Annotated in this window: 22 protein-coding genes; 14 read left to right on the top strand and 8 right to left on the bottom strand. The window is 69.9% G+C overall.

The annotated features are described in order from the left end of the window. Positions 1-59 precede the first annotated feature (59 nt). The 4 genes from ASD38_RS23975 (at position 60) to ASD38_RS16565 (ending at position 3,087) form a co-directional block, all read left to right on the top strand. Positions 60-236 (top strand): hypothetical protein, encoded by a 177-nt coding sequence (locus ASD38_RS23975; protein ID WP_156390743.1) that lies wholly within the window; start codon positions 60-62, stop codon positions 234-236. A gap of 273 nt (positions 237-509) precedes the next feature. Beyond that, positions 510-1,223, top strand: coding sequence for an ABC transporter ATP-binding protein (locus tag ASD38_RS16575; protein WP_235523871.1), 714 nt, complete (start codon positions 510-512; stop codon positions 1,221-1,223). Further along, entirely contained in the window at positions 1,220-2,773 is a 1,554-nt protein-coding gene (locus ASD38_RS16570; protein WP_056461674.1) for a hypothetical protein, read from the top strand. The genes ASD38_RS16575 and ASD38_RS16570 overlap by 4 nt, the downstream gene beginning before the upstream one ends. Before the next feature lie 95 nt (positions 2,774-2,868). Further along, positions 2,869-3,087 (top strand): hypothetical protein, encoded by a 219-nt coding sequence (locus ASD38_RS16565; RefSeq protein ID WP_056439232.1) that lies wholly within the window; start codon positions 2,869-2,871, stop codon positions 3,085-3,087. A gap of 151 nt (positions 3,088-3,238) precedes the next feature. On the opposite strand, the gene ASD38_RS16560 is transcribed toward ASD38_RS16565, so the two are convergent. Both ASD38_RS16560 and ASD38_RS16555 read right to left on the bottom strand, forming a co-directional pair. Then, positions 3,239-5,506 (bottom strand): PAS domain-containing sensor histidine kinase, encoded by a 2,268-nt coding sequence (locus tag ASD38_RS16560; RefSeq protein ID WP_056461672.1) that lies wholly within the window; start codon positions 5,504-5,506, stop codon positions 3,239-3,241. Between the two features lie 167 nt (positions 5,507-5,673). Then, positions 5,674-7,068, bottom strand: a complete 1,395-nt coding sequence (locus ASD38_RS16555; protein ID WP_056461669.1) for an MFS transporter — start codon at positions 7,066-7,068, stop codon at positions 5,674-5,676. A gap of 83 nt (positions 7,069-7,151) precedes the next feature. Between ASD38_RS16555 and ASD38_RS16550 the strand changes: the two genes are divergently transcribed. Continuing rightward, positions 7,152-7,859 (top strand): ArsR/SmtB family transcription factor, encoded by a 708-nt coding sequence (locus ASD38_RS16550; RefSeq protein WP_056461666.1) that lies wholly within the window; start codon positions 7,152-7,154, stop codon positions 7,857-7,859. Positions 7,860-8,000: 141 nt separating this feature from the next. Next, positions 8,001-8,348, top strand: a complete 348-nt coding sequence (locus tag ASD38_RS16545; RefSeq protein WP_056439217.1) for a hypothetical protein — start codon at positions 8,001-8,003, stop codon at positions 8,346-8,348. Here the strand turns inward: ASD38_RS16545 and ASD38_RS16540 are convergent. Then, positions 8,345-10,198, bottom strand: a complete 1,854-nt coding sequence (locus tag ASD38_RS16540; RefSeq protein WP_162252144.1) for an ABC transporter transmembrane domain-containing protein — start codon at positions 10,196-10,198, stop codon at positions 8,345-8,347. The genes ASD38_RS16545 and ASD38_RS16540 overlap by 4 nt on opposite strands. 114 nt (positions 10,199-10,312) lie before the next feature. Between ASD38_RS16540 and rpmE the strand changes: the two genes are divergently transcribed. Then, a complete protein-coding gene (gene rpmE, locus ASD38_RS16535; protein WP_056439210.1) occupies positions 10,313-10,540 on the top strand; it encodes a 50S ribosomal protein L31 in 228 nt (75 codons plus the stop codon). Positions 10,541-10,772: 232 nt separating this feature from the next. Here the strand turns inward: rpmE and rcdA are convergent, their stop codons facing one another. After that, positions 10,773-11,282: a protease adaptor protein RcdA gene (gene rcdA / locus ASD38_RS16530; RefSeq protein ID WP_056461661.1), complete on the bottom strand. Its 510-nt coding sequence runs from the start codon at positions 11,280-11,282 to the stop codon at positions 10,773-10,775. Between the two features lie 176 nt (positions 11,283-11,458). Then, the gene (locus tag ASD38_RS16525; RefSeq protein WP_056439204.1) at positions 11,459-11,665 is read right to left on the bottom strand and encodes a DUF1192 domain-containing protein; all 207 of its coding nucleotides are present in this window, start codon (positions 11,663-11,665) and stop codon (positions 11,459-11,461) included. An 88-nt stretch (positions 11,666-11,753) separates the two neighbouring features. Here ASD38_RS16525 and ASD38_RS16520 point away from each other — a divergent pair, with 88 nt between their 5' ends. The 4 genes from ASD38_RS16520 (at position 11,754) to ASD38_RS16505 (ending at position 14,756) form a co-directional block, all read left to right on the top strand. Then, a complete protein-coding gene (locus tag ASD38_RS16520; protein WP_056461658.1) occupies positions 11,754-12,728 on the top strand; it encodes an NAD(P)H-quinone oxidoreductase in 975 nt (324 codons plus the stop codon). A gap of 39 nt (positions 12,729-12,767) precedes the next feature. Beyond that, complete coding sequence (locus ASD38_RS16515; protein WP_056461655.1) at positions 12,768-13,496, top strand: DUF72 domain-containing protein; 729 nt, start codon at positions 12,768-12,770, stop codon at positions 13,494-13,496. Positions 13,497-13,576: 80 nt separating this feature from the next. Further along, complete coding sequence (locus ASD38_RS16510; protein WP_056439195.1) at positions 13,577-13,942, top strand: hypothetical protein; 366 nt, start codon at positions 13,577-13,579, stop codon at positions 13,940-13,942. A 94-nt stretch (positions 13,943-14,036) separates the two neighbouring features. Then, the gene (locus ASD38_RS16505) at positions 14,037-14,756 is read left to right on the top strand and encodes a DUF1013 domain-containing protein (protein ID WP_056439192.1); all 720 of its coding nucleotides are present in this window, start codon (positions 14,037-14,039) and stop codon (positions 14,754-14,756) included. A 138-nt stretch (positions 14,757-14,894) separates the two neighbouring features. On the opposite strand, the gene ASD38_RS16500 is transcribed toward ASD38_RS16505, so the two are convergent. Then, positions 14,895-15,068, bottom strand: a complete 174-nt coding sequence (locus ASD38_RS16500; protein ID WP_035072566.1) for a YdcH family protein — start codon at positions 15,066-15,068, stop codon at positions 14,895-14,897. Positions 15,069-15,198: 130 nt separating this feature from the next. Between ASD38_RS16500 and ASD38_RS16495 the strand changes: the two genes are divergently transcribed. From ASD38_RS16495 to ASD38_RS16485, 3 genes are all read left to right on the top strand, one after another. After that, complete coding sequence (locus tag ASD38_RS16495; RefSeq protein ID WP_056439189.1) at positions 15,199-15,810, top strand: UbiX family flavin prenyltransferase; 612 nt, start codon at positions 15,199-15,201, stop codon at positions 15,808-15,810. Positions 15,811-15,832: 22 nt separating this feature from the next. Beyond that, positions 15,833-16,282, top strand: coding sequence for a TIGR02444 family protein (locus ASD38_RS16490; protein WP_056461652.1), 450 nt, complete (start codon positions 15,833-15,835; stop codon positions 16,280-16,282). A gap of 79 nt (positions 16,283-16,361) precedes the next feature. Continuing rightward, positions 16,362-16,583, top strand: a complete 222-nt coding sequence (locus ASD38_RS16485) for a YdcH family protein (protein ID WP_056439183.1) — start codon at positions 16,362-16,364, stop codon at positions 16,581-16,583. On the opposite strand, the gene ASD38_RS16480 is transcribed toward ASD38_RS16485, so the two are convergent. Then, positions 16,580-17,059 (bottom strand): OsmC family protein, encoded by a 480-nt coding sequence (locus ASD38_RS16480; RefSeq protein WP_056461649.1) that lies wholly within the window; start codon positions 17,057-17,059, stop codon positions 16,580-16,582. The two genes, ASD38_RS16485 and ASD38_RS16480, sit on opposite strands and share 4 nt — an antisense overlap. Before the next feature lie 74 nt (positions 17,060-17,133). Beyond that, positions 17,134-17,853 (bottom strand): GGDEF domain-containing protein, encoded by a 720-nt coding sequence (locus ASD38_RS16475; protein WP_056439177.1) that lies wholly within the window; start codon positions 17,851-17,853, stop codon positions 17,134-17,136. Positions 17,854-17,864: the final 11 nt, after the last annotated feature.

Genomic DNA, 17,864 nt, shown 5'->3' with positions numbered 1-17,864 from the left:
CGTTGGCCTCGCGGCCCGGGCGGGCGTAGCCTGGCGCGGTCGAACGCGCGGAGGACGTGATGGGCGACAAAAGCTCCCTGGCCGCCCTGGGGTTTCGGCCGTCCGCGCTGGGCATGGCCCTGGGCCTCGACGCCGCCGACCTGGACACGCGCCTGCGCGCTCTGGGCGCGACGCTCGGCCCGCCGTGGAACGAGGATTACCGGCTGGCGGCCCAGGCGGCGTGGCTGTGTCTGTAAGCAAGGTCAGGTGGCTCACCCACTTGCCCCCACCTGGCGGCTGCGCCGCCTGTCCGCCCCCACAGGGGGCGGAGGACGCGCGTTTCGCGACGGCTCCTCTTCCCCCTGTGGGGGAAGACGACCGCGCAGCGGTCCGTAGGGGGCAAGTGGTCGCCGCTTGAACCTCGCCGCCAATCCAGTTCACATGCGCTGACACGCTGACCCGGGGACCTGCCGTTGACCGAAGCTCTGATCGTTCGCGGCCTCGACAAGACTTTCACCAAGCCGGCGGTCATGGACCTGGACCTCACCGTCCACGCCGGCGAGCTGTACGCCCTGCTGGGGCCGAACGGCGCGGGCAAGACCACCACCCTGCGGATGGTCGCCGGCCTGACCAAGCCCGACAAGGGCGAGATCAGCGTCTTCGGAATCGACGCGCGGGCCGATCCGGCCGCCGCCAAGGCGATCACCGCCTGGGCCCCGGACGAGGCCATGGTCTACGACCGGCTGACCCCGCTGGAGTATCTGGAATTCGTCGCCGGCCTCTGGAACGTCGAGCCCAAGGCCGCCAAGGCTCGGGCCGAGGACCTGCTGGCCAAGCTGGGCCTGGCCGCCGAGGCCCGCACGCGCTGCGAGGGCTTCTCGCGCGGCATGAAACAGAAGGTGGCCCTGGCCGGGGCCCTGATCCACGACCCCCGACTGCTGATCCTCGACGAGCCCCTGACCGGCCTGGACGCCGCCGCCGCCCGCCTGGTCAAGGACATGCTGCAGGAGCGGGTCGACGCCGGCGGGACGGTGATCCTGACCACCCACATCCTGGAAGTGGCCGAGCGGATGGCCGACCGCATCGGCATCATCGCCGGCGGCCGCCTGCTGGCCGAGGGCACGCTGGACGCCCTGCGCGCCCAGACGCGCAAAGGAGGGGCGGGCGAAGGCAAGGACGGCTCCAGCCTGGAGGACGTCTTCCTGCAGCTGACCGCCGCCGACGCCAACGGAGGCGCGGCGTGACCCTGACCGCGCCGGGCTCCATCCTCGGGCTGCTGGCCCATGAGATGCGGATCTACTGGCGCAACTTCCGCGCTGGCCGGGCCGGCAAGGGCGCGCGGGGGCTGATCAGCCTGGTCGTCGTCGCGACGATGCTGGTGGGCGGCGGCGTCCTGGCGGCGCTGGGCCTGCACGCGGTCGAGGTTCCGATCAACCCGATCTCGATCAGCCTGGCGGCCCTGGTCAGCGCCGTGGTCTTCACCCTGATGCTGTCCCAGACCCTGAGCGCCTCGAGCGAGGCCCTGTACGACCGGGGCGACCTGGACCTGCTGTTCTCGTCGCCGATCGGACCGGCCAAGGTGTTGTTCGTGCGCTCGCTGGGCGTGGCGGGCGGGGTGCTGACCATCTTCGCGCTGATCCTCACGCCCCTGCTGCTGCCGTCGGTGATCTGGGGCCATCCGGGCTGGATCGGGGTGTTCGGGGTGCTGGGCGCCCTGGCCCTGGCCTCGACCGCCGTCGGCCTGCTGCTGGCGATGGCCCTGTTCGCCCTGATCGGCCCGCGCCGCACCCGCACGGTGGCCCAGGTGATGGCCGCCCTGGTCGGCGCGGCCTTCTTCCTGGTCAGCCAGACCCGCACCATCCTGGGCGTGCAGAAGAGCAACAGCCTGTTCGCCGAGATCACCCGCCAGGCCCAGGAGGGGCGGCTGCATCCAGCGCCGATCGTCGGCCTGCCGCTGCGGGCCATGCTGGGAGAGCCCTTGCCGCTGCTGGCCCTGCTGGCCGGATCGGCGGCGTTGTTCGCCCTGGCCGCCCTGACCTTGGGCCGGCGGTTCTCGGACGCGGCGGCCGCCACCCAGGGCAAGACCGGGGCGCGTCCGGCCAAGGCGACCCGCGGCGACGCCCGGCGCGCCTTCGCCTCCGGGCCGTTCCTGGCCACCCTGCGCAAGGAGCTGCTGCTGATCGGCCGCGACGCGGCCCTGCTGTCGCAGGTGCTGCTGCGGGTGCTGTACCTGATCCCCACCGCCCTGCTGCTCAGCCGCAACGCCGGCCACGGCACGGGCGCGGCCCTGGCGGGCGGCGCCGGGGTGGTGGCGTTCCTGGCCGGACAGGTGGCCGGCAGCCTGGCCTGGATCACCCTGTCGGCCGAGGAGGCGCCCGATCTGCTGGCGGTGTCGCCGGCCAGGATCCGCACCCTGCGCCGCGCCAAGCTTACCGCCGCGCTCGTCCCGGTGGCGCTGCTCCTGGTCCTGCCGATCGCCGCCCTGACCTGGTTCCTGCCGGCCGTCGGCGCCTGGACGGCCCTGGGCGCGGCCCTGGCGGCGTGGAGCAGCGGCCTGATCAACATCTGGCACCAGCGGCCGGGCAAGCGGTCGGACTTCAAGCGGCGCGGCGGCGCCTCGTGGATGGCCACGATCGCCGAAATGCTGGTCTCGGCCCTGGTGGCCGGGGCGACGGGCCTCGCCGTGGCCGGCTTGTGGCCGTGGGCGCTGATTCCCCTGGGCCTGGCGGGCGCGTCCCTGCTGAGCCTGCGGCGCAGCGACGCCCAGATCGCCCGCAACCTTCGAACACGGTAAAGCTAAGATTAGGGTTTTACCTGATTGCGCGGCATTCCGACGCATCTAGGCTCTGAAACCACGTCGGGGGACGTTGAGTCGAGTCGGAGTACCTCATGCCCGCCGTGCACGCCACGTTCCGATCCCAGAGCCACCGAGGACACCGTCAGGAGTCCAAGGCTCTGGTCGTCGCGATCAGCGTGCTGCAACTGGCCGTGATCGTCCTCGTCTGGCTGCTGGCCCTGGTTCCGGTGGCCCTGATGGCTCTGGGCGCCATGGTGATCCAGGCCCTGAAACCCGCCGCCGCGAAGACCCCGGCGCCGGTGGATTCCTGAACCGGGCTAAGCCCTCAATCCCCCAATCTCCAATTCCGTTGTCATCCCGGAAGCCTCGCAGAGGCTGTCCGGCCGATGCGTTGCGGTTCCCCTGGGTCCCGGACAGCGCTACGCGCTTCCGGGATGACAACCTTTGAGGGGCGTGCGCCCACTACCCGTCCAGCGCCGCCTCGATCCGGCAGACCACCCCCTCCGGCCTGAAGTCGATGTGCGCCTCGCCCGACAGCTCCGAGGCCAGGCCGCGCTCGATCAGCCGCGAACCGAAGCCGCGTCGGGTGGGCGGCGACACCGGCGGGCCGCCGCTCTCGGTCCAGGTCAACGCCAGACGGGGATGGACGGGGCCCGGAACCACGGTCCAGGCGATCCGCACCTGGCCCTTTTGCGTCGACAGCGCCCCGTACTTGACCGCGTTGGTCGCCAGCTCGTGCAGGGCCATCGACAACGACAGGGCCATGCGCGGCGACAGTCGTACCGATCCGCCCTCGGTCGTGAAACGCCCCGGCCCGCCGTGCAGGTCCTCCAGCCGGCCCAGCAGGTCCAGCAGGTCCGCCCCCTCCCAGTTCTCGCGGGTCAGCAGGTCGTGGGCCTCGGCCAGGGCGACGATGCGGGCCGAGAAGGCCTCCTGGGCCTGGGGCAACGAGCGGGCGGCGTGGAAGGTCTGGGCGGCGATGGCCTGGATCGTGGCCAGCGAGTTCTTGACCCGATGATTCAGCTCGTTGACCAGCAGCCGCAGGTGCAGTTCGGCCCGCTTGCGGTCGGTGATGTCGACGGTGGCGCCGACCACGCGCGTCGGCTTGCCGGCCTCGTCGAAGAAGCCCCGCCCCTTGGCCGAAATCCAGCGCTCCTGGCGGTCGTCGCGGCCGATCGTGCGATATTCCACGTCGATATAGGCGCGACGGACCGGATCCATCGCCGCCAGCAAGGCCTTGCGGGTGGGCTCGCGGTCTTCGGGGTGCATGGCGGCGAAGAAGTCGTCCAGACCGGCGTCCGCGCCCGGCGTCATGCCGAACATGTCGTAGCCGCGTTCGGACCAGCGCAGCTGGCGCTTGCGGACGTCGTAGTCCCAGGTGCCGACATTGCCGGCGTCCAGGGCCAGGGCCATGGTGGCCTCGCGCAGCACCTGGTCGGCTTCGGCCTCCTTGCGCTCGGTGACGTCGGAGACCACGCCGACGAAGCGTATGCAGCGGTCGTCGTCGAAGAAGGCTTGGCCGAAGGTCTCGAGCCAGCGCAGCGCGCCATCGCCGTCGCGCCGGATGCGGTATTCGCGGTTGATCGTGTTGTCGTTCGCCGGGTCCATGGCGGCCCGGATGGCGTCCATCAGCGACGGCAGGTCGTCGGGGTGGACCAGGCGCTCGAGGATGTCGAGCGGGTTCTCGATCATGTTGTCCGGCAGGCCGTAGATCTCGCGGCAGCGCTTGTCCCAAAGGCGTTCGCCGGTCTGCGGATTGTGATCCCAGCGGCCCAGGCCGGCGGCGTCGACGGCGATGCGCAGGTCCGCCTGGGCGGCCTCCAGGGCCTGTTCGATGCGCTTGCGTTCGGTGATGTCGACCATCACCCCGCGATGGCGGACGGCCCAACCCTGGGCGTTCCGCTCGACCCGGCCGCGGGTCTGCACCCATCGAATCGAGCCGTCGGCCTGGATCAGCCGGTACTCCTCGTCGAAATCGCCGGTGGTCTTCAGGTCGGCGCGGCCGGACTTGAGCAGCCGCGCGAAGTCGTCTGGATGCACGGCCTTCCTGTAGTCCGCGAACGGAAGCCCGCCGGCCGCTCTCTCCGGATCGACACTGTGGAACACCGCGTAGCGCGGATCGGCATAGATCCTGTCGCCGACGATGTCCCAGTCCCAGGTGCCCACGCCGCTGGCCGCCTGCAGCGCCAGTTCGTAACGCTCCTCGCTGGAGCGCAGGGCCTGCTCGGCCTGCACCCTTCGCGTGACGTCGTTCAAGGCGATCAGCACGCCGCCCACCCCGGACGGCGCGGCGGCGTCGGGCATCGGGCTCAGGCGGATGGTGAAATAGCCGTCGGTGACCGAGCCGTCCGGGTGGATCGTGGTCAGGAACAGGTCCTCGATGACCGTGCCCCCGCTGGCTCCCGTCAGGATGGCCCGTTCAGGCCCTTCGGCGTCGGCGGCGGAGGTCGGCGGCGCCTCGGCGAAGCTCTTGCCCAGCACGCGCGGATGGCGCTCGCCGAGCATGGGCGCATAGGCGTCGTTGTAGATCAGCACCAGCTCGGAGCCCCAGCGCAGGGCGCTGGGAAACCGGCTGGCGACGATCATGTCGACAGCGAAATTCAGGCTGGGCGACCAGGTCTCGCGCAGTCCGAGCGACGTCGCCGCCCAGTCGTACGCCTCGATCCGCGCGCGCATGTCGCCGGGCGCGAACGTCTCAAGGGCGAGCCCCTGATCACGGGTGTCCACCATGCCCGTGTTCCTTCCCGGCCGTGGTTAACGGCCAAGATGCAGCAGACCTCATGGCAGGCGGGGTTTCAAGCCGCGGCGCTGAAAGCTGGGATTTTCAGCCAACGAAAAACGGGCCGTTCCCGCCTCCGAGGGCAAAAACGGCCGATAATTCATCCAGTTGCGGTCGGCTAACCGACACTCGCGACCGGCCGCCCCTCGCTGCGCCAGGCCACCCAGGCCGCGCCGAGCAGCACGACGGCGGCGATCGCGCCCGAAATCCGCAACCCGCCGGCGATCCGCTCGGGGCCGCCGGCCGCCAGGGCGCCCATCACCGCCACACCCGCCGCGCCCGCCGCCTGGCGGCAGGCGTTCAGCACGCCGGACGCCGTGCCCGAGAAGTGACGGTCGACGCTGGCCAACAGGGCGCTGGTCATCGCCGGCACGGCCGTGCCCATGCCGCCGGGGATCAGCAGGAAGCCGGGAATCATCGCCCAGAAGGGGCTGTGCGCCGACAGCCGGCTGGTCAGGGCGTAGCCGACCGCCGCCACCAGCACCCCGCCGGCCATGGTCCGCGCCGAGCCGAAGCGATGGGCGATCCGCCCGCTCAGCAGGTTGGAGACGATGAAGGTCGCCGTCAGCGGCAGAAAGGCCAGGCCGGCCTGCACCACGCTGTAGCCCGCCGACCGCTGCAGGAAGAGGCCCAGCACGAAGATCACCCCGTAATAGGTGAAGTTGACGCTGACCCCGATGACCACCGCCGACCACACCCTGCGGCTCTTGAACACGTCCAAAGGTACGGCTGGATGCGCGCTGCGCATCTCGACCGCCAGGAAGGCCGCCGCCGCCGCGAAGCCGCCGACGAGCGCGCCTAGCACCAGCGGATCGCTCCAGCCCCGGTGACCGCCCTCGATCACCGCCCCGACCAGACCGGCCAGGGCGAGGAAGCCCAGGAGCTGACCGGGAAGGTCCAGCGGCCGCTTCTCTCGCGGCGCGGCCTCGGGCACGAAGGCCAGGGTCAGGGCCGCGCCCAGCAGGCAGAGCGGCACATTGACCAGGAACACCCAGCGCCAGCCCAGGGCGCCGATCAGCAGGCCGCCGATCACCGGTCCGGCGGCGATCGACACCCCGCCGGCCGCCGTCCACCAGCCCACGGCCCAGGCCCGCGCCTTGTCGTCGCCGGCCGCGGCGTGGGTGATCAGGGCCAGGGACGGCGGCACCAGCAGGGCGGCGGCCGCGCCCTGGACGGCGCGCGACAGGATCAGCTGCAAGGCGTCGCGCGCCAGGCCGCAGGCCGCCGACGAGATCGCGAACAGCACCAGGCCCGTCAGGAAGGCCCGCCGCGGTCCGAAACGGTCGCCCAGCGCCCCGGCCGACAGCAGCAGCGCCGCCAGCAGCAGGGTGTAGGCGTCGACCACCCATTGCAGGCTGGCGGTCGGCGCTCCGAACTCGCGGCCTATGGCGTCCAGGGCCACATTGACGATGGTCACGTCCAGCTGGACGATCGTGAAGCCGAAGCTGGCGGCCGCCAGGATCAGCGGCAGGCCGGCGGGACGGGCGGTGGTCGCGACTCGGACATTGGTCATGGCCCGATCTTCGCCGAGGACGCGGCCGGATGTTACACGCGAGGGTGAAGCATCCGGCGCGATCCTCCCCTATATTTCCCAGCATGGAAGCCAACATCGCCTCCCCCGCCGCCCTGATCGGCGATCCCAGCCGGGCGGCCATGCTGCAGGCCCTGCAGGACGGCCGGGCCCATCCGGCCGGCGCCCTGGCCTGGGCCGCCGGACTTACCGCCCAGGCCGCCAGCAACCACCTGGCCAAGCTTGTCGACGGCGGGCTGGTCAGCGTCGAGCGCGAGGGCCGCCACCGCTACTACCGCCTGGCCAACGCCGAGGTCGCCCACGTGCTGGAGGCCCTGGCCCTGCTGGCCGCCCCGATCCGTTCGCTGGAGCAGCCCCGGTCGCCCCTGGCCCGGGCCCTTCGCGACGGTCGCTGCTGCTACGGCCATCTGGCCGGCCGGCTGGGCATCGCCGTGACCGACGCCCTGGCGGCGCGCGGCTTGATCTGCCCGGTCGACGGCAAGCTCTACGACGTCCCGCCGGCCGGCCGCGCGTGGTTCGAGGACCTGGGCCTGGATCTCGACGCCCTGCGCTCCAAGCGCGGCGCCGCCCGCCAGTGCCTGGACTGGACCGAGCGCCGCCACCACCTGGCCGGCCCGCTGGGCGTGACCCTGCTGAGCCGCATGGTCGCCCTGGGCTGGATCGAAACCGTCGCCGGCAGCCGCGCGGCCAGGCTGACCCCGCTGGGCCGCGACGAGCTGCGCCGGCGGCTGGGGGTGGATCTGGAGACGATCGAGGGACGGGCGGCGGCGTAAAAATCTCCCCCAATCCCTCCCCCTTGCGGGGGGAAGGCGCCTAAGAGTTGGGCGCGAACATGATTGTCGCTCAATCCCGGAAGATGAACCGCGCCGAGACACATCTCAGCGTTGATGTTGCGTCATCCCCGGAGCGCCGCCATGCCCGACTTCAAGCTCGCCCTCGCCCCCAGTCAGCTGACCCAGACGATCAATCCGTGGTCCTGGACCTTCGGCAACGCCAGCCTGTTCACCATCAACCTGGGAACCTCCGGCGCGCCTGGCGTCGAGACCCGCGTGCTCGGCGAGGTCGGCAGCTACGGCCGCCAACTGGGCCGGATCGGCGAGGCCCTGGCCGCCGTCGTCGCCTGGGCCGAAAGCCAGGGCATGCCCGACACCCAGGCCATCCAGGACCTGCGGCTGCAACTGGAGCACATCGACATCATCCGTCGCGAGGAAGGACTGGGCGCCGCCCTGCCCGCCGCAACCAAGGCGGCGGTGCAGGCCTAGGCGGCCTCCACCCCGAACTGCAGCCGGGCCAACTTCGCATACAGCCCGCCCTGGGCCGAAAGCTCGGCGTGGGTGCCTTGCTCGACCACCCGGCCGTCCTCCATGACCACGATGCGGTCGGCCTTGAGCACGGTGGCCAGGCGGTGGGCGATGACCAGCGTCGTGCGCTGGCTCATGGCGTCGTGCAGGGCCTTCTGGACCAGGCGCTCGTTCTCGGCGTCCAGAGCGCTGGTGGCCTCGTCGAGCAGCAGGATCGGCGCGTTGCGCACCAGCGCCCGGGCGATGGCCAGGCGCTGGCGCTGACCGCCGGACAGGGTCTTGGCCCGCTCGCCGACCGGGGTGTCGAAGCCTTGCGGCAGGGCGTTGATGAAAGGCGTGGCCTGGGCCGCGTCGGCGGCGGCGCGGGCCTGCGCCTCGGTGGCGTCCTCGCGGCCGAAGCGGATGTTGTCCAGGGCCGATCCGGAGAACAGCGGCGAGTCCTGGGCGACCAGGGCCATGCGGTCGCGAACCTGGGCGGGATCGGCCGCCCGCAGGTCGACGCCGTCTAGCCGCACCACGCCCGTCTGCGGGTCGTAGAAGCGCAGCAGCAGCCGCAGGACGGTGCTCTTGCCCGCCCCCGAGGGTCCGACCAGGGCCACGGTCTCGCCGGGCTTCACCACCAGGTCGAAGCCCCTCAGGGCCGGCAGGTCCGGGCGGCCGGGATAAGCGAAGGTCACGCCCTCGAAGGCGATGGCGCCCCGGGCCGGGACCGGCAGGGTCTGGGGCTTCGCGGGCGCGGCGATGCCGGGCTCGGAATTGAGCAGGTCGGAGATCCGCTCCATGGCGCCGGCCGCCTTCTGGACGTCGCCCCAGACCTCGCCCAGGGCCCCGACCGAGCCGGCGGCGAAGATCGCCAGCAGGGCGAACTGGGCCAGGGTGCCGGCCGTCATCTCGCCCGACAGCACCAGGTGGGCGCCGACCCACAGCAGCAGGGTGACGCCGCCGAACGCCAGGGCCATGACCACCGCGGTCATGGCCGCCCGGGCGTTGATGCGCTTGACCGAGGCCTTGTAGGCGGTCTCGACGGCGCCGCCGAACCGATTGTCGGCCGCGCTCTCGCGGCCGAAGGCCTGGACGGTGTCCAGGGCGTCCAGACTCTCGCCGGCGTAGCCGACCGCGTCGGCGAACTTGTCCTGGGCGCTGACCGACAGCTTTCGCACGTTGCGGCCCAGCAGGAAGATCGGCGCCAGGATCACCGGCACCATCAGCACGATGAAGCCCGCCAGCTTGGGGCTGACCACGGCCATGTAGCCCAGTCCGCCGATCAGGCTGAGGGTGTTGCGCAGGGCGACCGAGCTGCTGGTTCCCACCAGTTGCTCGATGATGGTGATGTCGGTCGTCATCCGCGACAGCACCTCGCCGGTGCGGGTCTTGAGGAAGAAGGCCGGGTCCAGCTTCAGGGTGTGGCCATACAGCGCACGCCGCAGGTCGGCGACCACGCGCTCGCCCAGCCGGGTGACGAAGAAGAATCGGCAGGCCGTGGCCACGGCCAGCAGCAGCGCCACCGCCGCCAGGCCGATGAAGGCGCTGTTGATCGCGTCGCCCGAGCCCTTGGTGAAGCCCTTGTCGATGACGCCCTTGAACGCCCCCGTCAGGCCCAGGGTGGCGCCGGTCGAGAACAGCAGGAAGAAGCCGGCGGCCAGCGCGTCGCCCACGTGGCGGCGCACGAAGGGCAGCAGATGGGCCAGGGGACGGATGTCCTTGCGGCGAGGACGGCGGTCGGCCGCCTCGGCCAGGGTCTGGACCAGCTCCGCGCCCGCGCCCGGCCTGCCCTCGGCCGAAATCTCGCCCGCGTTCACGTCACTCATCAACTGTCCCTTGCCAAATTCGCGCGCTTTCTTTATAGCCGCGCGTCTCCGAGAGCCACCCGCAAGGTTTGGCGCCCGCCCACATTACACGCCGCCTCAAGTCGGTTGGATCGCCCGATGAAACAAGACATTCACCCCGACTACCACTTCATCACCGTCACCATGACCGACGGCACGTCCTATCAGACCCGTTCGACCTACGGGAAAGAAGGCGCGACCCTGGCGCTGGACATCGATCCGCGCGTGCACCCGGCCTGGACCGGCGGCAACGCCCAGATGATGGACCGCGGCGGCCGCGTCTCGCGCTTCAACGCGAAGTTCGCCGGCTTCACCGCCAAGAAGTAAGCGTTTCACGCTTCTCGCCGTAAGGGCGACGAAAGGCCGGTTCCGCGTTAGCGGGCCGGCCTTTTTTGTTTTGGGTGTCCTCCGCCCCCTAAGGGGGCGGACAGGCGGCGAAGCCGCCAGGTGGGGGCAAGTGGGAAGCGGCAAGGCGGACAACGGTTAGCGACACCGTGGCTAACGCTTGCCCCCTACGGACCGCTACGCGGTCCTCTTCCCCCAGAGGGGGAAGAGGCGCCTAAGCCGCGCCGAACGCCGCGCTGAGACGGTCGAAGTGGGCCTGGACCGGGCGCGGGGCTTCCTCGGCGGCGGCGGCTTCGACGTACATGCGCTTGTCCAGGTGGCGGACGCGCTCATAGAGCCGCTCGGAACGCTGCAGCAGGTTGACCAGACCGAAGGGCAGGTCCTCGACGGGAGCGGGCTCGCCGCTCTCCAGGCCGAGGCGATAGTTCTCGGCGCAGGCCGCCTGGGCCTCCATCTCGCCTTCCTTGACCGCGCGCTGGACCAGCAGCCACGAGGCCACCTGCATCAGGCGCGTGGTCAGGCGCATGCTTTCGCTGGCGTAGGCCAGGGCGGCGTTGCGCGAGAGAATCTTGCTGTCGTGGCGGCCGGCCCCGTCGAGATAGGCGGCGGTCTCCTCGACCAGCGTCATGCCCTCCTCGAACGTCCGGTCAAACAGCTCGGAGCGAGCGAAATCCTGGATCACGCCAGCACGCCAGGGGGGCGCGGCCACGTTCAACTCGGTCATAGCTACTCAATGCCCCTTCGAAAGGCCGCGAGACCGTCTCGCCAGACAGGGGGACTGCAACCCCCGTGCCAGACGTCGTCGTCCCGTTTCGCGACCGCCCCTCCCCCAAGCTCGACCGAAGGCCGATATTCCGAGTCAGGCGGGCCCGAGAGTCCGCCTGTAGCGTAAACCGATCGTTAGTCCAGGCGACCAAAGATCGCATTGGCCGCGTCGCGTCCCGCCTTTTTCTTGGTGAGCTGGGCGCGGGTGCGGGCGATCTCCGCTTCCAGCGCCTCGATGCGTTCTTCCAGCTCGGCCACCCCGTAGGTGTCCAGATCCTCATGTGTGGTGGCGTTCAGCGCGTCGCCGCGGAAAGCGCGCGGCTCGACCGGCTCTTCCATCATCGGATCGGTCTCCTTTGCTCGACCCCTTTTCGATCCGGCATCTGACGCCTACCAAGGGCCCGACGCAAGCCTCACGGGATGTTCCACCATGTCCGAGACCATGACCGCCATCGCCATCGAGGGCGGCAAGGGGACGGCCGACGCGCTCCGTCCGGTGATCGTGGACCGCCCCGAGCCGGGCCCCGGCCAGATCCTGATCCGCGTGCGGGCGGCCGGCGTGAACCGTCCGGACCTGTTGCAGCGCCTGGGCTTCTACCCGCCCCCGCCCGGCGCGCCGACCACCCTGGGGCTGGAGGTCGCAGGCGAGGTCGTGGTCGGATCTGGACGCTGGAAGGCCGGCGACAAGGTCTGCGCCCTGCTGGGCGGCGGCGGCTACGCCCAATACGCCGTGGTCGACGCCCGCCACGCCCTGCCGATTCCAGACGGTTTCGACTTCGCCCATGCCGCGGCCCTGCCCGAGACCGTGTTCACGGTGTTCGCCAATGTGTTCGAACATGGTGCGCTCAAGCTTGGTGAAACGCTTCTGATTCATGGTGGGACGTCCGGTATCGGGACAACGGCGATCGCCATGGCCAAGGCGCACGGCGCGCGAGTGATCGCCACGGGCCGCGGGGCCGACAAGAAGGCCCAGGCCCTGGTCCTGGGCGCCGACATCGCCGTCGACGCCAAGACCGAGGACTTCGCCGCCGTCGCCAAGGCGGCCGGCGGGGTCGACGTGGTGCTCGACATGGTCGGGGCCAGCTATTTCGACAAGAACCTCGACGCCCTGAACACCGGCGGCCGCATCGTCTACATCGCCGCCCTGGCCGGGCCGATGCTGGAGGTTCCGGTGATGAAGATCATGCAGAAGCGCGCGGTGATCACCGGCTCGACCCTGCGCCCCCGTTCGGCCGACGAGAAGGCCCGCCTGGCCGCCGAGATCGAGCGCGTGGTCTGGCCGTGGATCGCCGCGGGCAAACTCAAGCCGGTGATCGACGCCACTTTCCCCCTGGAGGAAGCCGCCAAGGCCCACGCCCACCTGGAGGCGGGCGAGCACGTGGGCAAGGTGGTGTTGCTGGCCTGATCGCGAGAACCCGCGCGGGACCGACGGCGTTGGTCCCGCATGCGCCATCCTCGCCCCCGCATCGGCTGTTCCGGCTGGACCTATGACGACTGGAAGGGACCGTTCTATCCCGAGACGGTCAAGCTGAAGGACCGGCTGCGCTATTACGCCAGCCGGTTCGACACGACCGAGATCAACGGCAGCTTCTATCGCCTGCCCACCGAGAAGGCCGTCGCCGCCTGGGCCGAACAGGTTCCCGCCGGCTTCTGCTTCGCCTGGAAGGTCTCGCGCTACATCACCCACAATAAGAAGCTGAAGGATTGCCGCGACAGCGTCGACCTGGTGTTCGGCCGGATGAAGCCGCTGGGCGACAAGGCCGGTCCCGCCCTGGTGCAATTGCCGCCGATGCTTCACCGCGACGACGAGCGGCTGAAGCGGTTCCTCGGATGGCTGCCGAAAGGCCAGCGCGTCACCGTCGAATTCCGCCACGCCAGTTGGTACGAGGACGCGGTCTTCGACATCCTGCGCGACCACGGCGTCGCCTTCTGCGTCTCCGACCACCACGACGCCCCCTCGCCCTGGCTGACCACCGCCGACTTCGCCTATGTGCGCGGCCACGGCCCGGGCGGGCGCTATCACGGACGGTATTCCGACGCCGAGCTGACGGCCTGGGCCAAGCAGGTCGACGGCTGGCGCGCCGAGGGCGGGACGGTGTTCAACTATTTCGACAACGACGTGAAGAGCGCCGCGCCGGCCGACGCCGACAAGCTGATTTCGCTCGTTGATTGAAAGCTTCGCCGGCCGCGCGCACCGGCTTGGCGCGCGACAACCCTGGGTTAGGATCGCGCGTCGAACCCCGGGGGACCTCCATGAGCCTGAATGGAAGCCTGAAAGGACTGCGCCTGATCCTCGCCAATCCGCATCACGTGGAGCTCGGCGTGCTGGCGGTGATCTTCCTGATCGCGATGATCTGGATCGAGCTGCGCAAATCCGAGCCCTGGATCGAGTGGCTGGCCTGGTCGGTGCTCGTGCCGCCCTTCATGCTGTACATGTTCGACATGCGCGGCGAAGGGCTGGACACCTCGCCGATCGCGCTGGGCGTCGCCCTGCTCACCGGGGTGGGCGGCGGCGGGCTGGTCGCGCTGCGCGGCGCGGCCCGACGCCGGCGCCTCGACGGCCTTCGGGAAATCCCCGCGCCAAACCGCCACATGCCGCTGAATCTGGGGAATGGTTGATCCCCGTTCCCTTTCTTCGAGAACCGCATTATAGGTCCAGACTGAACATCCCGCCCGGCCGCAAGGTCGGGCGCCGTCATTTCTGGAGCCCCTCATGGCCGACATCCTGATGCCCAAGGCGACCGCCGTCTGGCTCGTGGAAAACACGTCGCTCACCTTTGAACAGATCGCCGACTTCTGCGGTCTGCACCCGCTGGAAGTCAGCGGCATCGCCGACGGCGAAGTGGCGCGCGACATCCGCGGCGCCGATCCGATGGGCAACGGCCAGCTGACCCGCGAAGAACTGGACAAGGCCCAGGCCAACGACGCCTACCGCATGAAGGCCCAGGTCAGCCGCCACGCCGAGCTGCTGAAGCCGCAGAAGAAGGCCCCGCGCTACACCCCCGTGTCGCGCCGCCAGGATCGCCCGGACGCCATCGCCTGGTTCCTGCGCCACCACCCCGAGGTGACCGACGCGCAGATCTCCAAGCTGTTGGGCACCACCAAGTCGACCATCGAGCAGGTCCGCGCCCGCACCCACTGGAACGCGGCCAACATCAAGCCGGTCGATCCGGTGACCCTGGGCCTGGTCGGCCAGCTGGAACTGGACGCCCTGGTCAAGAAGGCCGCCGAGAAGAAGGCCAAGGACGACCTGAAGAAGGGCATCCTGCCGGAAGACCCGACCCTGCGTCCGGCCTCGGAAACCAGCATCCTGCCGGACGACCACGACGAGGAAGAGGCCGCGATCCGCAAGGGCCGCATCGAGCCCAAGGCCGAGGACGTGTTCGGCAAGTCGACCTATGTGGCCGACGACGAAGAAGACGACGAGGACTGATCAGCGATCGGGGACAGACACATGCGCCTGTCCCCGTCCGAATCAAAAGGCCCGCCCCGTCTGAACGGAGCGGGCCTTTCTGTTTTCGGCCTCCTCGATCCGTCACCGCCGTCTCACGACGCGGGACTTTGGAGGGGGCTAATGAAGTCGCGCCCTAAGGCCTTCGATTTCCTCCTTGAGCCTGAGCTTCTGCCGCTTCAACTCCCTGAGCAGGGTGGTGTCACTGACGGGACGACGGGTCTCCTCCTGGATCGTGCGGTCGAGGTTCTCGTGACGGGACCCAAGCTCGCGGATACGGGATTCGATGGCCATGGCTGTCGGCTCCTTGCTGGTGGAAGGTCGAAGTCAACACCCGCTGTTCGAAGCTGTCAGATCACATATGATTGCAGTCGGCGGCGCTTGACCTGGCGCAGCTTGCTCCCAAGACGGACGAAAATTCACCATGTCGGACCCGCTGGCCTCGCCGGAAAAGCCTCGTCTTGTCGTCGGAATCTCTGGCGCGTCAGGGGTTGTCTACGGCCTGCGGGCGCTGGACGCCTGTCGTGCACTGGGCGTCGAAAGCCATCTGGTCCTGTCGAAATCCGCCATCCTGACCCTATCGCAGGAGACCGGATTTTCCGTCGGGGAGGTCAATGAGAAGGCGGACGTCGTCCATCGCGTGGGCGACATCGGGGCGGCGATCGCCTCAGGGTCGTATCGCACGCTGGGCATGATCGTCGCGCCCTGCTCGGTGCGCACCATGAGCGAAATCGCCACGGGCGTAACGGCTTCGCTGCTGACCCGCGCCGCGGACGTGACGCTGAAGGAGCGCCGCCCGCTGGTGCTGATGGTCCGCGAGACGCCGCTGCACCTGGGCCATCTGCGCACCCTGACCAAGCTGGCCGAAATGGGCGCGGTGATCGCTCCGCCGCTTCCCGCGTTCTATGCCAAGCCGCAGTCGATCGCCGAGATGGTCGACCAGTCGGTGGGCCGCGCGTTCGACCTGTTCGGCCTGTCCTGGCGGCCGGTCAAACGTTGGGGCGAGGACCTGGCGACGATCACTGGTGAAGCCTGAAGAGGCCGAGGGGTTAACGAAGATGCGGCTTTGGCAGTGGGCCCTGGAGGTCTATGCGCGACCGTCTGTCGCACGGGCGTGCCTGTCGCTGCAGGACGGACACGGCCAGAACGTGCCCTATCTGCTGTGGGCCGCCTGGCGGGCCAGCGAGGGCCGCGCCGCCGACGTCCTGGAAGCCGCCCGGCTGGTCAAGCGCTGGGACGCCGAGGTCGGCTCGCCCTTGCGGGCCATCCGCCGGACGGTCAAGCCGGCCTGGCCGGGGATCGAGGACGGCCCGCGCGAGGATTTCCGCAACGCCGTGAAGGGGGTCGAGCTGCACGGCGAGAAGGTGCTGATGGAAAGCCTGGAGGCCCTCAGCGGCGAACCGGGCGCGAAGCTGGACGTGTTCGACGCCCTGCTGGAGGCCGCCCGGGCGTCAGGCGATCCACCGCGCGAGACCGCTCTGCGCGCCCTTTCCGACGCCCTTTCGTGATACCCTTTACCCACTGTCAGGCTTTGCTATCTATCACCGCCCCCATGGGGATCATCGGGGCACGACAGCAGGGGCGTCCATGAACGACGACGACGCTTCAGACGACAGCGACATCGCCCTCGAGCGGCGCCTGGCGACATTGCGCGAGGAACACCAGGACCTCGGCGACGCGGTCGCGGCCCTCGAGGAACGCCCCCTGCCCGACATGCTGCAGATCGCCCGCCTCAAGCGCCGCAAGCTGGCCCTGAAGGACGAGATCGTGCGGCTGGAGGATCAGCTGATGCCGGACATCATCGCCTAGGCTCGGCCCGCGACCGTCACCGTCGCCTCGTGCCCCACCGGGAAGTTCAGCGAGTTGGCCACGAAACACTTGGCGTTGGCCTCGTGGTGCAGGGCCATGGCCTTGGCCGGGTCGGAGCCGGCCGCGATCGTCACGTGGGGCCGCAGGGTGGCGCTCTCGAAGCGGCCGCCGCCGGTCTCATCCTCGACCATCACCGCGTTGGCTTCGTCGCGATAGGCGGTGACGACCACGCCGTTCACGGCGCACAGGTGCAGGTACCACAGCTGGTGGCACGAACTGATCGAGGCCAGCAGCAGCTCCTCGGGGTTCCAGCGGGCCGGATCGCCCCGGAAACTGGGATCGGACGAGCCGAGCAGCACCGGCTTGCCCTCCGCGGCGATCTCGTAGGCGCGCTCATAGGACCGGTAGTTGGCCGTGCCCTCGCCGGTGTCGCCCGTCCAGGTCAGGGTCGTGGCGTAGCGGTGCGACTTGGACATGAGCGAGCCTCCTGATCGACGGGAAGGCCAGATATAGTCAGGCTCGGCGAACGAAACAGCATCGTCCGGCTGAACTATGCTTCCTTGCGCACGCGTTTCTTGAGGAACATCGCCGCGTCGGCCTCGGCCAGGGCGACTTCCGGGTCGGCGCCCGCCTCGATCTCGCGCACGCCCCAGGAGAGGCGCAGCGGCGCCGACCATTCGCCCAACTGCACCGGCATGCCGCAGACGGCGGCGGCCAGGGTCTCGGCCTTGGAGGTGGCGGTCTGCTGGTCGGCCTGGACCAGCAGCACGGCGAACTCGTCGCCGCCGATCCGGCCCACCACGTCGCTCTCGCGGACATTGGCCTGCAGGCGCTGGGCGACGGCCTTCAGGGCCTCGTCGCCGGCCGCGTGGCCGAAGCGGTCGTTGACGGCCTTGAAGCCGTCCAGGTCGAAGAACACCAGGCTGGCGGGCGAGCCGTAGCGCTGGGCGAAGGCGGCGACCCGCTTGATCTCGCGCAGGAAGGCCCGGCGGTTCAGCACCGGGGCCAGCACGTCCATGTCGGCCAGGCCTTGAGCCTCGCCCAGCTTGAACTTCAGTCGGGCGACCTCGTTGCGCAGATCGTCGATCTCGACCATCAGGGTCTTCAGGGCCGCCTGCACCTGCGGGGTCAGGTCGGCTTCCGACAGCCCCAGGAACCCGGCCGTATCGGCGGCGACCACGGCCCGCGCCACCGCCGGCCCGGCGGCCTCGGTCAGCGCCCGGCGACGGATCGCGGAGAAGGATTCGGTGCGAACGCTGGTGATCTTCATGGGATGACGGA

This window comes from Caulobacter sp. Root487D2Y, assembly GCF_001427165.1.
In the GTDB taxonomy this organism is placed as follows: Bacteria; Pseudomonadota; Alphaproteobacteria; order Caulobacterales; family Caulobacteraceae; genus Caulobacter.
The sequence above is the reverse complement of the archived record's forward strand: the minus strand, read 5'-3'. Positions and strand labels throughout refer to the sequence as shown.